The sequence below is a fragment of the Caulobacter sp. genome (genome assembly GCF_965279145.1).
GTDB lineage: Bacteria > Pseudomonadota > Alphaproteobacteria > Caulobacterales > Caulobacteraceae > Caulobacter.
The window spans coordinates 472,485-486,126 of record NZ_OZ257139.1 but is presented as its reverse complement, the minus strand read 5'-3'; the positions used below and the strand labels follow the sequence as shown (position 1 = coordinate 486,126).

Below are 13,642 nucleotides of genomic sequence, written 5' to 3'. Positions count from 1 at the left end.
TCCGATCCGATAACCGTTTCACACTTATCGGAAAATGCTCCAGCGCGGGGAGGGCGCTACTCCTCCCGCAGTTCCAGCGCGGTGAACGGCGCCTGCCCGCGTTCGATGCGGATCAGGTCCAGCACGCCGACGATCTGGCGCGACCGCCAGTGGCTCAGGAAATAGACGATCGGTCCCAGGGCCGCCCCGACGCCGAACTGGATGGCCGCCTCGGAATGGGCCTTCAGGAACGTCATGACGCTACCGCCCGCCAGTTCGGCCAGCAGGGCCATGATCGACAGCGGGATGGTCAGATAGCCGATGATCACCGCCTGCAGCATCTGGTCCTGCCGGCGCGCGTTCAGGCTGGCCAGGGCCGACAGCGCGTCGAACAGGGCGTCGTCCACGTCCTTCAGCAGCTCGAAGGTCTTGAGCGTCGAGGGGTTCCTGCGAAAGCCGCTGACGAAATCGACCCCCGAATAGCCCCAGGCGCCGGGTGTCTGGAAGCTGGACGGGAGAAGGCTCCAGACGGGGAACAGGGTCTTCAGCTCGTCCCACAAGGCCCAGACAGCGGCGGGCGCCGCGCTGGCCGTTTCACCCCACTTCGTCTTCGCCACCCCGCGCCCCCGGCTTGCATTGTCCCTGATCCCTGTTCGACCAGATCGGTTCTGGTGGCAAGCCGTGCTGCGGCGCGTCCCGCCCCGCGTGATGACTGGGCGTTGGATCATCCCCTAAACCCGTCTCCCCGGCGAAGGCCGGGGCCCAGATTCAGCCTGAGCGCCTGGGGATGATGCGCCTCTCGGGCAAAGCCACGATCACCCACCTTCCGGGGTTCGATCTGGGCCCCGGCCTTCGCCGGGGAGAACGGGAATTGGAGTTCAGGATCATCCCTCAGTGAGGGCGCGCCTGGGTCAGGGCGCGGGCTAGGCTGTCCAGCGAGAACGGCTTGGCCAGGAAGGGCCAGTCGCCGGCGCGGGCCCGGCCCTGGTCGCCGCCGGTATAGCCCGAGCACAGCACCACCGGCAGGCCCGGGCGGGCGGCGGCCAGATGCTCGGCCAGGTCCACGCCGCTCTGGCCGCCGGGCATGATCACGTCGCTGAGCACCAGCTCGATGGCCTGGTCCTGATCCAGCCGCTCCAGGGCCTCGGCCACGCCGCCGGCCCGCACCACGGTGTGGCCCAGGTCGCCCAGCATGGCGTCGACCAGAGCGGCGACCTCGGGATCGTCCTCGACCAGCAGCACCCGGGCGGGCGACGGGTTGGCCACGGGATCGAACGGGTCGGCGGCCTCGTTGTCGGCCAGGGCGTCGGCGACCGGCAACAGCATGACCACCGAGGTCCCCTGGCCGGGACGGCTTTCGATCTCGACCGTGCCGCCGCTCTGGCGGGCGAAGCCATAGACCTGCGACAGGCCAAGGCCGGTGCCCTCGCCGGGCGGCTTGGTGGTGAAGAACGGCTCGATCGCGCGGGCGGCGGTGGCGGCGTCCATGCCCGTTCCGGTGTCGCGCACGGCGATCCGCAGGTATGGCCCGGGTTCCAGGTCGCCGGCCGCCTCGGTCAGGGTGACAGGGCGGGACTCGATGGTCACCTCGCCGCCGGCCGGCGTGGCGTCGCGGGCGTTGACCACCAGGTTCAGCAGGGCCGCCTCGAACTGTCCGGCGTCGATCAGCGCCGTTCGCACGCCGCCGCCCAGCCGCAGGTGGAAGCCATAGGCGTCGCCCAGGGCGCGGCGCAGCAGGCCCTCGCTTTCGGCGATCAGGCGGTCGATCCGGCAGATCTCCGGCCGCAGGGGCTGGCGTCTGGCGAAGGCCAGCAGGTGCTGGGTCAGCTTCTCGCCGCGTCGGGCGGCGGCCAGGGCGGCGGCCAGCATCCGCTTGCGACGCGTCGCGTCGTCGGGGTGGCGCTCGACCACGTCCAGGGCGCCGATGATCACCGTCAGCAGATTGTTGAAGTCGTGGGCCACGCCGCCGGTCAACTGGCCGATGGCCTCCAGCTTCTGCGACTGGAAGAGGGCCGCCTGGGCCGCGTCGCGTTCGGCCATGGCCGCCTGCACCCGCTCGCCCAGCAGTTCGTTGACGCCCGCCAGGTCGGCCTGGGCCTGTTTGGTGTCGGTGACGTCGAAGGCGATGCCGATGAACCCCTCGAAGTCGCCGTTCGGATCGAAACGGGGCTGGGAGAACGATTTCAGCCAGCGCACGGCGCCGTCGGCCCGACGATAGCGGCCCTCCAGGCTGAAGGGCTTGCGCGACCCTTCGCCGGCGATCTGGCCCTTGAGGATGCCTGGCAGGTCTTCGGGGTCCAGCCGGCCGCGCCAGTCGAGAGTGAGCGCCGACTCGTAGTCGCCGCCGGCGAACTCGACATAGGCCCTGTTGACGAATTGCCGCTGACCGTCCACCCGCGACACCCACATCAGGGCCGGGGCGCTGTCGGCCAGGCTTCGGAAGCGGGCCTCGCTCTCGCGCAGCCGTTCCTCGTCCCGGCGGCGGTCGGTGACGTCGAAATTGACCCCCACCATCCGCACGGCCCGACCGGCCGGGTCGCGCAGCATCCGCCCGCGGGCATGGATCCAGCGCTCGCCCTGGCTCAGATCGGCCAGGCGGAACTCGACCTCGCAGGCGTCGCCGGCCCGCACCGAGGCGCGGATGGTGTCGGAGACCCTCTGGCGGTCCTCGGGATGGAACAGGGCCCACATTCGCGCCCAGTCGATCGGCTCGTCGGGCGTGGCCCCCAGGTTGCGGCGCGCTTCCGGTGACAGGTTCAGGATGTCCTTGACGATGTCCCAGTCCCACGGACCGACGCCGACCGCCGACTGGGTGACCTCCAGCCGGGTCTCGGCGTCGTTCTGCTCGCGGCGGGCCTTGGCCAGGCCCTGCAAGGCGCCGCGCAGCCCTTCGGCGACGACGGTGGTGAGGACCGCGGAGATCAGGAAGATCACCATGGTGGCGATCTCGTCGTCCGACAGGCCCTGGCCGTCGCGGCCGCCCCACAGCCACCAGCCGAAGATCACCGCGCTGATCATCGGGACCAGTCCCCAGCGCCAGCCGGCATAGAGGGTGACCAGCACCAGGGCCGGGAAGAACGGCTGGGTCGCGCCCACCCCGCCGCTGAGGCCCAGCAGCGCGACACGCATGAGGATGGCGGCGGCGACGGCGATGACGCTCGCCGCGGCGCAACGCCAGAAAGGCGGCGGAACCGGCGGGATCAGCCACGCGCTAATCAGCGCGTAGAGCCGTCCGCGCTCATCGAAAACCTCGGATGGGGCGTCCCTTGTCACCTTTGTTGCTCCCCGCTCAAACAAGGCTTGCCAAGAGCATGGACGAGCTTACCTAGAACACGCAACACGGGAGATTATCATGGCCGGAACACCGAACATCGGATTGTCCTCCAAGCAACGCTCGGACATCGCGGCGGGACTGAACAAGGTGCTGGCCGACAGCTACGCGCTCTATCTCAAGACGCATGGTTATCACTGGAATGTTCGGGGCCCTAATTTCCAGTCCCTGCACGTCTTGCTGGAGGGGCAATACACCGAGGAATGGACGGCGCTGGACGCCATCGCCGAGCGCATTCGCGCTCTGGGCGAGTTGGCGCCGCAGGGCTATGCGGCCTTCGGAAACCTTTCCAGCATCAAGGACGGCGATCCCGAAAAAGATTGGGAGGGCATGCTGGCCGAGCTCAAGACCGACAACGAGACGGTCATCGCCACCCTCCGCGCGGCTTTCCCTGCCGCCGATGACGCCGGCGACGAGGCCACGGCCGATCTGTTGACCCAACGCCTGCAGGCCCACGAAAAGCATGCCTGGATGATCCGCGCGACCCTGGGCGTGAAATAAGCCTTCGTGATCCCGCGACCGCAATCTGGCCTGTTTCGGGCCGCCACGGGGCTTCTGGCCCTGGGCGGCCTGTCGGCCTGCGCCACCTATTATGTGCCCAGCGGCTATGGGCGCGAGGCGGGCATGGCGCGGATCGCGCGCAGCTTCACCGATGACGGCTTGCGGCGCTATGTGGCCAACATGGATCCGGCCATGCTGAGCCTGGCCCGTCGGCACGACCCGCGCCCGCACATCGACTATTGGGGCCGCGTGCGGGGCTGGGAGCGGATCGACCTGGCGTCCATCCCGCGCCTGGGGGATATCGCCCCCGACTTCGACGAAGCCCGCATCATCAACGCCCTGCGTCCCGTCGCGCCGCTGCCGGTCGAGCCGGCCAGGCCCTTCATCCTGAAGGCGTCGACGACAGATCGCGCCAAGGCCCTGCGCTGCCTGACCCAGGCGGTCTATTACGAAGCCGGATTTGAACCCGTCAAAGGCCAGCAAGCCGTCGCTCAGGCGGTGCTGAACCGCCTGCGGCACGCGGGCTATCCCAAGTCGGTCTGCGGCGTGATCTATGAAGGCGCCGCGCGGGCCACGGGATGCCAGTTCAGCTTCACCTGCGACGGGTCGCTGGCGCGCGAGCCCAGCCCCAGCCTGTGGGCGACGGCCGAGTCGGTGGCCCGCGAGGCGCTGAACGGCTTCGTCATGAAAGAGGTGGGCGTCGCGACCCACTATCACGCCAGCTATGTGGCCCCGTACTGGGCTCCGACCCTGGTCAAGCTGCGCCAGGTGGGCCAGCACATCTTCTATCGCTGGACGGGCCCGTCAGGGACGCTTGCCGCGTTCAAGGGCCGGTATGGCGGCGGCGAGGATGTCTCGGCCGACATCCTGCTGGCCGCCGACGCCCGGACGCTGGAAGCCGCGCCGTCTGACGCCCTGGCCGCGGGCCAGGTGGTCAATACCGATGTCCTGGCTCAGGCCCAGGCCGCGGGCCTGGCCCCCACGCTGCTGACGCCCGGCGCGCAGCTGACCGTGACCCAGGATCCGACGGCGCCCAATGGCGAACGCCTGAGGTTCGAGGGCACGATCGCCGGCCGCCGCATCCCGACGCCGGAGGAGATCGACCAGATCAACAAGTCGCTGGGCGCGCTGCCGGAAGTGGCCGCCGAGGCTCAGAAGCCGCCGGTCGTAGTGGAAGCCGCCCCGCCGCCGCCGCCAAAGCCGCCGCCAAAGCCGCGTCCGCCGCGTCTGCCGATCCCGTCCAACTAGGGGCGCTGGCGGTCTTCAGGACGCGGGGGCGGGAGGAATTCAGGCGAAGCGCAGCTGGGAAGCGCCGGCCATCACGATGGCGATGACGACCCAGCCGGCGGCCAGGCCGAACATCGGATAACGCTGCCACCAGCGGCGCTGAGAGGCGCTGACGCCGTTATGTCTGGTCATGGCATACCTCCCTTTTGATGATCTGGACTGCCATCCTCCAAGCATCGTGGACTAAAACCGACCTTAAGGCTTGGTTAATCTTTGTCACATTTGCGACAAGTGCCCGTGAAACGCTTCCCGGGCCCGGCCTTTGCTCGCCCAGGCAGCCGCGTTGTTGTCTCAAGTCGATGATTACGTTGCCTTTTTTGTAACGCAAAAAGGTTGCATCGACCGGGGGAGCCCTTAGGCTCGCCGCCAGTGCAGATTCCTTGTCAGGTCCAACAATGCTTCGATTTACCGCCCTGGCCGCCGGCCTGACGCTTTTGACGGGCGGTGTCGCCGCCGCCCAGGCCCCGGTCTCGCCGCCGGCGGCGGCCTCGTCCCCGTCGCCCGCCGTGGCGGCCGGCGCCTTGTTCCTGGCGACCAACGCCAAGGCGCCGGGCGTGGTCGTCCTGCCCTCGGGCCTGCAATACAAGATCGTCGCCTCGGGCCCCAAGACCGCAGAGTCGCCCAAGATCGGCGACATCATCAAGGTCCACTATGAGGGCAAGCTGCTGGACGGCACGGTGTTCGACAGCTCGTTCGAACGCAACCAGCCGGCCATCATGCCGCTGGACGGACTGGTCCAGGCCTGGCTGGAGGCCCTGCCGATGATGCACGTCGGCGACGAGTGGGTGCTCTATGTGCCGGCCGAGCTGGGCTACGGCGACCGCGACGTCGGCCCGATCCCGGCCGGCAGCGTGATGGTGTTCAGGCTGAAGCTGCTGGGGATGCTGTCGGTGGATTAGGGGCGATCAAGTCCTCCCCCTAGTGGGGGAGGTGTCGCCGCAGGCGACGGAGGGGGAAGTGACTACTGAGTCATTGCCGTCTTCCCCCACCGGCCTCCGGCCGCCTCCCCCTTCAGGGGGAGGACTTTAATTCCTCGACGTCATCAGCGGCTGGATCTTCGTCCCGAAGTCCTCGACCCCCTGCACGAAGTCATCAAAGGTCAGCAGCACACCGCCGGTGCCCGGCACGGCGGCGACTTCGTCCAGCATCCGGGCGATGCTCTCATAGCTTCCCACCAGGGTGCCCATGTTGAGGTTCACCGCCGACTCCGGCGCCGCCAGCTGGGTCGTGTTGGTGGTCGCGCCGGCCTTGGCGTTGGGCGCCGCCTGCTGGGTCAGCCAGGCCAGGGCTTCCTGGTCGGCCCCGTCGCGATAGAGCTGCCACTTGGCCATGGCCTTCTCGTCGGTCTCGTCGGCGATCACCATGAACAGGATGAAGCTGGCCACGTCGCGGCCGGTCTTCTCGGCGGCGGCCTCAAGGCGTTTGTTGACTGAGGCGAAGGCGGTGGGGGTGTTGGTGCCCTTGCCCAGGGCGAAGCTGTAGTCGGCATATTGCGCGGTGAAGGCCAGGCCTTCGTCCGATGAGCCGGCGCAGATCAGCTTGGTCTCCTGCGGGTGCGGACTGACCCGGCAGTCGTCCATCTGGAAATATTGGCCCTTGAAGTCCGAGACGCCAGTCTCCAGCAGGCCCTTCAGCACGGTCGTGTATTCGGCCAGGTAGTTGTAGCGGTCGGTATAGTGGGCCTCGCCCGGCCACAGGCCCATCTGGGAATATTCGGCCTTCTGCCAGCCGGTCACCAGATTGATCCCGAAGCGGCCCGGGGCGATGGAGTCGATGGTCGCGGCCATCCGCGCCACGATGGCCGGCGGGATGGTCAGGGTGGCGACGGTGGCGAAGATCTTGATCTTGCTGGTCACGGCCGCCAGGCCGGCCATCAGGGTGAAGCTCTCCAGATTATGCTCCCAGAACTGGGTCTTGCCCCCGAACCCGCGCAGCTTGATCATCGAGAGCGCGAAGTCGAAGCCGTACTTCTCGGCCTTGAGGGTGATCTCCTTGTTCAGCGCGAAGCTGGGCATGTACTGCGGCGAGGTCTCGGAGATGAGCCAGCCGTTGTTGCCGATGGGGATGAAGACGCCGACCTGCATGGGATTACCGCCCCTTCTTTCACTTTAGAATGTCATCCCGGCGAAAGCCGGGACCGCCGGATGCGCCGACGGTCGTGCTGTTCAGGTCCTCCCCCTAGCGGGGGAGGTGTCGGCGAAGCCGACGGAGGGGGAAGCTGGCCGGGGTGGGATGACTTCCCCCTCCGGCGCTTCGCGCCACCTCCCCCGTCAGGGGGAGGATTTCATCCGTCCCCCTCCAGAAAGCCCAGCAACGCCGCGTTGAACGTCTCCGGATCGGTGACCGTGAACCCGTGGCCGCCCCAGGGCGCGACCTGCAGTTCCGCGTTGGGCAGCCGGTCGGCCAGGCGCTGCGAGCAGGTCACCGGAACCAGCATGTCATCGCTGCTGGCGCTGACCAGCACCGGGTGCGGGATCCGGGGCAGGTCCTCGTCGATGTCGAAGTCCAGCAGGGCCTGGATGCGGGCCAGCATCACCTCGCGCCGCGGAAAGCCGGCCACGTGGTGGGGCTCTTCCAGCTGCAGCCGGGCATGGTTCTCCGACAGCCAGGTCGCCGGATACAGAAAGATCGGCTGGGCGTGGACATAGGCCTGCACCCCGCTGTCGTTCAGCAGATGGATGCGGGTGTCGAAACAGCGCCGGATGTGCGGATCGGGCCGCGACCAGCCGTTGACCACCACCAGTTTTCCCAGGCGGTCGGGATGGCTCAGGGCCAGGGCCAGGCCGGCATTGCCGCCGGCCGCGTGGCCCACCACGTGGGCGCGCTCCAGGCCCAGGGCGTTCATGACCTTGACCATGTCATCGGCCATGTCCTGAACGGCGTAGGGGGAGGGGAGCTCGCGCGCGCTGCGGCCCGTGCCGCGATGGTCGTACAGCACCACCGGATATTTCGCCGTCAGGGCGTCCATCTGCGGCGCCCAGAACACGCCCGACCCGCCCAGGCCCGAGGACATCAGCACGACCTCGCGCCCGGCGATCGGGCCGCCGTGCTGTTCGTAATGGAGGCCGTCCACGGTCCCTGAGACGATCATGCCGCTAGCGCTTGCCGATGTGGGCGACGCTGGCGATCTCGACCAGGAAGTCGGGCCGCACCAGGCCGCACTGGATGCAGTAGCGGGCCGGTTTGTCGCCCGGGAAGTATTCGGCATAGACCTTGTTGATCGTCGCGTAGTTGGCCCAGTCGGTCAGGAAGATGTGGTTCATGGTCACGTCCTCCATCGTGCCGCCGGCCGTTTCGATGACCGACTTGATGGTCTCCAGCACCTGCCGCGTCTGGCCCTCGGCGTCCCCGACATGGGCGACATTGTTGTCCTTGTCGAAGGCCAGGGTGCCCGAGACATAGACGATCCCGTCGGCCAGCGTGCCGGGCGAGAACGGCGCGATCGGCGTACCGGTGCCGGGCGGGGTGATGACGGTCTTGGGCATTTTTCGTGTCCTCTTGCTCTTTAAATCCGTTCTTCCCGGCGAAGGCCGGGACCCAGATTCATCCTGGGCCTTTGGGGTGTTCGCGCCTTACGGCCGGTCCGTCGTTTCAAACTTTCGCGGGTTCGATCTGGGCCCCGGCGTTGGCTTCGCCGCACTGGCGTGTCGCCGGGGAGAGCGGAGTTTTTAGGGGGGAGGGATTTGCCCGAACGCCCCCTTGAAGTCCGCCGTCGTCGAGACCCAGCCGAAGAAGGTCTCGATGTTGAACAGGGCCGCCTTCTGCACGAAGTCTGGGCCGGCCTGATGGGTGGCGTCCTCCAGCACCGTGCCGAAATATTCCAGCATGAAGCCGTCCCTCAGGGTCGACTCCACGCACACATTGGTGGCGATGCCGACGAACACCAGGTGCCTGATGCCGCGCGCCCGCAGCACGCTGTCCAACTGGCTATTGAAGAAGCCGCTGTAGCGGGTCTTGTGCAGGCGGATGTCGCCGGGCTCGGGCTTCAGGGCGTCGACCAGCTCATAGTCCCACTGGCCGCGCGCCAGCAGCTTGCCGTGCAGTTCGGGCCGGGCGCGCATGGTCTTCAGGGCGTTGGACTTCCACCAGTTGGGCGAGCCGGGACCGCCGGCTTCCACATACTGGTCGTCCCAGCCGTTCTGGAAAAAGATCACCTGCATGCCAGCCGCGCGGGCCACGGGCAGGATCCCGGCGATCTGTTCGATCACCCCGGCCGCGCCGCTGATGTCGAACCCGGCCAGGTCCAGATAGCCGCCCGGCGAGGCATAGGCGTTCTGCATGTCGATGACGATCACGGCGGTGGTCTTGGGATCCACCGGGATCGGCTCGGGCCGCGCGGGCAGCATGACGGTGTTGGGCGACAAGGGCGTCATGCGCGCGCTGGCCTTGTCGGGGTCGGAAGCCATGCCATACCATCCTGGAAGCGCGACGCGCGTTGGAGACCGGATCAACCATGACGGCGACCCGCGCCCCGTTCGTCAAGCCCGCCTCGCGCGTTTAAGGGCCATGCTGACACGATCCGTCCGAAACCTGATCGAAACGCCCGGCGGGCCGCGCATCGACTTCACCGCGCCTGCCGGCGAGCCGGCCCTGGCGGCGCCGGATTCGGTGTCGTGGTGGGTGTTCAAGAACCCGGTGGCGCTCTTCGTCGGCGGGATCACGGCGGTGATCCTGGAACTGGCCGAGCCCCGCGTGCGCTCGGGCGTCTGGGACCACTCGAGTTTCCGCACCGATCCCCTGACCCGCCTGAAGCGCACCGGTCTTGCGGCCATGGTCACGGTCTATGGCGCGCGGTCGGTCGCTGAAAAGATGATCGCCGGAGTCGGGCGCCAGCACGCCCGGGTCGCCGGTTCGACGCCGGACGGAACCGCCTATCGCGCCACCGACACTGAGCTGCTGGACTGGGTGCAGGCCACCGCCAGCTTCAGTTTCCTGGAGGCGTATCACACCCTGGTTTCGCCTCTGTCGGACGCTGAGAAGGACCGCTTCTACGCCGAGGCCGCTCCCGCCGCGCGGCTATACGGGGCGGCCGGCGCGCCGACCTCGCGGGCGCAATGGGAGGGCCAGCTGGCGGCCATGCTTCCCCGTCTGGAGCGGTCGGAGATCGTGCTGGAGTTCCTGGGGCTGATGCGCGAGACGCGGCTGGCGCCGGGTCCGGTCAGCCGCCTGCAACGCCCGCTGATCCGGGCGGCGGTGGGGCTGGTTCCGCCGGAGGTTCGCGAGCGGCTGGGCCTGGGGCGCGAGTGGATGCCAAGGCCGCTGGAGCTGCCGATGATCCGGCTGGCGGGGCGGGTGTCCGACCGGATCGCGGTGCTGGAGGCGCCGCCGGCCCAGGCGTGCATGCGGATGGGGTTGCCGGGGGACTGGCTCTATCGGCGGCGGTAAGTCCTCCCCCTGAAGGGGGAGGCGGCGCGAAGCGCCGGAGGGGGAAGTGAACCCACTCAGGCCGAACTTCCCCCTCCGTCGGCTGCGCCGACACCTCCCCCGCTGGGGGGAGGACCTACGCTACAGCGTCTGCCCGTCATCGACCGTGAACACCGACCCGGTGATCGCCGCCGAGGTGTCCGAGCACAGCAGCATGGCGGTGGGGGCCAGGTCGCTTTCGGCCATCAGGCGCTTGCGCGGAAAGCTCGCCACCAGCCTCTGGCCGCCTTCCTGGTCGAACCAGTCGCTGTTGAGCTCGGTGCGGATATAGCCGGGGCAAAGGACGTTGACGTTGATCCCCTTGCGGGCCCATTCGCGGGCCAGGCTCTTGCCCATCATGGCCGTGCCGGCCTTGGACGTGCAGTAGGCGGTCAGGCCCGGCTGCACCTGATGGGCGCCGATCGAGGCGACCAGCAGAACCCGGCCCCGGCCACTCTGGACGCTGCCCGCCTTGATCATCCGCCGCGCGCCTTCGCGGGCGGTCAGGAACATGCCCCGGGTGTTGACCGACAGGATCTTGTCGAAGTCCTCGATGGCCAGGTCCAGGGCCAGGCCTTCCACATTGATCCCGGCATTGGCGATCACCGAGTCCGGCGTTCCCAACTGGGCCTCGATGGCGTCATAGGCGGCGATCACCGAGGCCTCGTCCTCGACGTCCATGGCGAAGGCGGACGCGGCGGGGCCGATCTCGGCCACCAGGCTCGCCAGCTTGTCGGTGCGCCGGGCGGCGAGAGCCACCCTGGCGCCGGCGGCGGCGGCGGCCTTGGCCAGATGCGCCCCGATGCCCGAGGAGGCGCCGGTGACCAGCACGATGCGGCCTGCCAAGGCTTGGTGAGCAAGGGTTTGGTCGGTCATGGCGGTGGGCTCCCCGTTTGTCGTTGGCGGGGAGGGTGGCGGGCAGGGCCGGGGATGTCGAGGGCGCCGTTAGGTCGCTTGAGGGCTCAGTAAGGCAGATTGGCCGGCGCCGGTTGTCCCTCTGGAACCGGCGGCGGATTGGCCTCCGCGTCCAGGTCCGAGGCCGCGCGGGCGAATTCGGCGGCCAGGGTCTCGTAGTAGCCGTTGCGGGGGTCGGGCTCGCTTTCGGGCATGGGATCGGGCAGCAGCCAGTCGAAGTCGCGCACCGCCAGGGTCTGGTGGGCCACCATCATGAACCGCCGCCAGATGCTGGCCGGAATGTCGCCGCCGACCACCTTGTTCATGGGCTTTTCGTTGTCGTTGCCCACCCAGACGCCGGTGACGTAGTCGGGGGTGAAGCCCACGAACCAGGCGTCGCGCCAGTTCTGGCTGGTGCCGGTCTTGCCCGCCGCCGGACGGCCGAAGGCGGCGCGCCGGGCGGTGCCCTCGGTGACGACCTTCTTCATCATCTTGACCATCATGCTGGCCCGGCCGACGTCATAGACGCTGAGCGGGGCCGGCGCCTGGCGGGCGAAGATCGGCGCGCCGCCCTGGCTGGAAATGCTCTCGATGATGTAGGGCTCGATGCGGTTTCCGCCCTGCTGGAACACCTGGAAGCCCGAGGTCATCTGCAGCAGGCTGACGCCATAGGAGCCCAGGGCGACCGACAGGTCGGGATTGGGCGGCAGGCTGGTGATTCCGAACCGCCGGACCAGCTCGCCGATCGCCGGACCGCCGACCTCCTGGCCCAGCTTGACGGCGATGGTGTTGGTCGAATTGACCAGGGCCTGTTCCACGGTCATCGGGCCGCGATAGCCGCCGCCGTAGTTTTCCGGGGCCCATTCGCCGAACTTCACCGGCTCGTCCACCCGGATGTCGGTGGGCAGCACGCCCCGGTCGAGGGCGGCGGCGTAGATGAACGGCTTGAAGGTCGAGCCCGGCTGGCGACGGGCCTGGACGGCGCGGTTGAAGGGGCTTTCGATATAGTCGGTCCCGCCCACCATGGCGCGGATGGCGCCGTCGGCCGACAGCGACAGCAGGGCCGCCTGGGTGGCGCCGCCGCGTTCGCCGTCGAAGGCCATGGTCTGGCGGACGACCTCGGAGCCCTGCCGCTGAAGCAGGGGGTCGATGGTCAGGCGAACGACGAGGTCGGGCGCGTTCTGACCGGCGATCCGCACGGCCTCGGTGGTGGCGTAGTCCAGCACCCAGCCATAGTCGCCCTCGTTCTGGACGGCCATCGGCGACAGGCGCGGGGTGTCGTCCAGCGCGCGGCTTTCCTGCTCCGCCGTGATCCAGCCTTCCTTGCGCATATTGGCCAGCACCAGGCGCGAGCGGGCCAGGGCGCCGCTCATGTCGCGGTTCAGGGCCAGGCGCGAGGGGGCCTTGGGCAGGGACGCTAGCAGGGCGGCTTCCGACAGCGTCAGCTCGCTGGCCGGCTTGCCGAAATAGGTGCGGCTGGCCCCGTCGACGCCGAAGGTGTTGGCCCCGAAGAACACCCGGTTGAGGTACAGCTCCAGCACCTCGTCCTTGGTCAGCACCTGCTCCAGGCGCCGGGCCATGACCATTTCCTGCAGCTTGCGCTTGACGGTGCGGTCGGGGGTCAGGAACAGGCCTTTGGCCAACTGCTGGCTCAGGGTCGAGGCGCCCTGCACGGTGCGCTTGGCCTTGAAGTTGACCCAGGCGGCGCGGGCGATGCCCTGCAGGTCGATCGGGCCGTGCTTGTAGAACCGGCGGTCCTCGGCGGCCATGAAGGCCAGCGGCACATAGTTGGGCACGGTCCCCAGGGTGATGCGCTGGCCATAGCGCGGACCCCGGGTGGCGATCACCTGGCCGTTCTTGTCCTCGAAGCGGATGCCGGGCGCGCGGTTGACCGCGAACAGGGCCTCGCGGGTGGGCAGGGCGGGGGTGTCGCGCAGATATTTCCACCAGACATAGCCGGCCCCGCCGCCCGCGGTGAGCACGCCCAGCAGCAGGCCGACCAGCAGGGTGGGCAGGATCCAGCCCCGCCGCCTGGCCTTCTGGTGCTTCAGGTCGGCGCGGAACGGCTGTTCAGGTTCGGGCGCCGGAGGCTCGGGCGGCGGCTCTTCCGGCGGGGGCGCGGACGCGCCAAACGCCGCCTCCGGAGTCGGCGGCGGCTTGGGACCTTCTTCGAAACGGTACGGGGGAAGCGTCCAGTCGTTCACGGTTTCGGTACGGCCCTGTTTGGTCTCAGCCTAAATCCGGTTT

At 68.5% G+C, this 13,642-nt stretch carries 13 protein-coding genes and 1 pseudogene; 4 read left to right on the top strand and 10 right to left on the bottom strand.

Going from position 1 to position 13,642, the window contains the following annotated elements; all coding sequences use genetic code 11:
- Positions 1-56: 56 nt before the first annotated feature.
- Together ACQY9P_RS02350 and ACQY9P_RS02345 are read right to left on the bottom strand one after the other, a co-directional pair.
- Positions 57-596, bottom strand: a complete 540-nt coding sequence (locus ACQY9P_RS02350; RefSeq protein WP_421736859.1) for a hypothetical protein — start codon at positions 594-596, stop codon at positions 57-59.
- A gap of 274 nt (positions 597-870) precedes the next feature.
- A complete protein-coding gene (locus ACQY9P_RS02345; RefSeq protein WP_421736860.1) occupies positions 871-3,252 on the bottom strand; it encodes a PAS domain S-box protein in 2,382 nt (793 codons plus the stop codon).
- Between the two features lie 79 nt (positions 3,253-3,331).
- Here ACQY9P_RS02345 and ACQY9P_RS02340 point away from each other — a divergent pair, with 79 nt between their 5' ends.
- Together ACQY9P_RS02340 and ACQY9P_RS02335 are read left to right on the top strand one after the other, a co-directional pair.
- A complete protein-coding gene (locus tag ACQY9P_RS02340) occupies positions 3,332-3,811 on the top strand; it encodes a Dps family protein (RefSeq protein WP_421736861.1) in 480 nt (159 codons plus the stop codon).
- 6 nt (positions 3,812-3,817) lie between these two features.
- Entirely contained in the window at positions 3,818-5,059 is a 1,242-nt protein-coding gene (locus tag ACQY9P_RS02335; RefSeq protein ID WP_421736862.1) for a cell wall hydrolase, read from the top strand.
- Positions 5,060-5,098: 39 nt separating this feature from the next.
- On the opposite strand, the gene ACQY9P_RS02330 is transcribed toward ACQY9P_RS02335, so the two are convergent.
- Positions 5,099-5,230: a hypothetical protein gene (locus ACQY9P_RS02330; protein WP_421736863.1), complete on the bottom strand. Its 132-nt coding sequence runs from the start codon at positions 5,228-5,230 to the stop codon at positions 5,099-5,101.
- A gap of 263 nt (positions 5,231-5,493) precedes the next feature.
- Between ACQY9P_RS02330 and ACQY9P_RS02325 the strand changes: the two genes are divergently transcribed.
- On the top strand, positions 5,494-5,997 hold the full coding sequence (locus ACQY9P_RS02325) for an FKBP-type peptidyl-prolyl cis-trans isomerase (protein WP_421736864.1): 504 nt from the start codon (positions 5,494-5,496) through the stop codon (positions 5,995-5,997).
- 126 nt (positions 5,998-6,123) lie between these two features.
- Here ACQY9P_RS02325 and rutA read toward each other — a convergent pair whose 3' ends face one another.
- From rutA to rutB, 5 genes and pseudogenes are all read right to left on the bottom strand, one after another.
- A complete protein-coding gene (rutA, locus tag ACQY9P_RS02320) occupies positions 6,124-7,182 on the bottom strand; it encodes a pyrimidine utilization protein A (protein ID WP_421736865.1) in 1,059 nt (352 codons plus the stop codon).
- A gap of 87 nt (positions 7,183-7,269) precedes the next feature.
- Positions 7,270-7,382: pseudogene (locus ACQY9P_RS02315) on the bottom strand (hypothetical protein); the annotation flags it as partial.
- Positions 7,383-8,189, bottom strand: a complete 807-nt coding sequence (rutD, locus tag ACQY9P_RS02310; RefSeq protein ID WP_421736866.1) for a pyrimidine utilization protein D — start codon at positions 8,187-8,189, stop codon at positions 7,383-7,385. It abuts the pseudogene before it with no gap.
- Positions 8,190-8,193: 4 nt separating this feature from the next.
- Entirely contained in the window at positions 8,194-8,583 is a 390-nt protein-coding gene (rutC, locus tag ACQY9P_RS02305) for a pyrimidine utilization protein C (RefSeq protein ID WP_421736867.1), read from the bottom strand.
- A gap of 183 nt (positions 8,584-8,766) precedes the next feature.
- Positions 8,767-9,504 carry a pyrimidine utilization protein B gene (rutB, locus tag ACQY9P_RS02300; RefSeq protein WP_421736868.1) on the bottom strand — a complete coding sequence of 246 codons (738 nt, stop codon included), beginning with the start codon at positions 9,502-9,504 and terminating at the stop codon, positions 8,767-8,769.
- 100 nt (positions 9,505-9,604) lie between these two features.
- On the opposite strand from rutB, the gene ACQY9P_RS02295 reads away from it, so the two are divergent.
- Complete coding sequence (locus ACQY9P_RS02295; protein WP_421736869.1) at positions 9,605-10,483, top strand: oxygenase MpaB family protein; 879 nt, start codon at positions 9,605-9,607, stop codon at positions 10,481-10,483.
- 120 nt (positions 10,484-10,603) lie between these two features.
- On the opposite strand, the gene ACQY9P_RS02290 is transcribed toward ACQY9P_RS02295, so the two are convergent.
- The gene (locus tag ACQY9P_RS02290) at positions 10,604-11,377 is read right to left on the bottom strand and encodes an SDR family NAD(P)-dependent oxidoreductase (protein WP_421736870.1); all 774 of its coding nucleotides are present in this window, start codon (positions 11,375-11,377) and stop codon (positions 10,604-10,606) included.
- 86 nt (positions 11,378-11,463) lie between these two features.
- Positions 11,464-13,599, bottom strand: a complete 2,136-nt coding sequence (locus ACQY9P_RS02285) for a PBP1A family penicillin-binding protein (RefSeq protein WP_421736871.1) — start codon at positions 13,597-13,599, stop codon at positions 11,464-11,466.
- Positions 13,600-13,642 lie beyond the last annotated feature (43 nt).

What these genes read in the sequence shown, in the direction of transcription:
- ACQY9P_RS02340 (WP_421736861.1), top strand. Translation starts at nt 3,332, where the DNA reads ATGGCCGGAACACCGAACATCGGATTGTCCTCCAAGCAACGCTCGGAC.
- ACQY9P_RS02330 (WP_421736863.1), bottom strand. Translation starts at nt 5,230, where the DNA reads ATGACCAGACATAACGGCGTCAGCGCCTCTCAGCGCCGCTGGTGGCAG.
- ACQY9P_RS02325 (WP_421736864.1), top strand. Translation starts at nt 5,494, where the DNA reads ATGCTTCGATTTACCGCCCTGGCCGCCGGCCTGACGCTTTTGACGGGC.
- rutA (WP_421736865.1), bottom strand. Translation starts at nt 7,182, where the DNA reads ATGCAGGTCGGCGTCTTCATCCCCATCGGCAACAACGGCTGGCTCATC.
- rutD (WP_421736866.1), bottom strand. Translation starts at nt 8,189, where the DNA reads ATGATCGTCTCAGGGACCGTGGACGGCCTCCATTACGAACAGCACGGC.
- rutC (WP_421736867.1), bottom strand. Translation starts at nt 8,583, where the DNA reads ATGCCCAAGACCGTCATCACCCCGCCCGGCACCGGTACGCCGATCGCG.
- rutB (WP_421736868.1), bottom strand. Translation starts at nt 9,504, where the DNA reads ATGGCTTCCGACCCCGACAAGGCCAGCGCGCGCATGACGCCCTTGTCG.
- ACQY9P_RS02295 (WP_421736869.1), top strand. Translation starts at nt 9,605, where the DNA reads ATGCTGACACGATCCGTCCGAAACCTGATCGAAACGCCCGGCGGGCCG.
- ACQY9P_RS02290 (WP_421736870.1), bottom strand. Translation starts at nt 11,377, where the DNA reads ATGACCGACCAAACCCTTGCTCACCAAGCCTTGGCAGGCCGCATCGTG.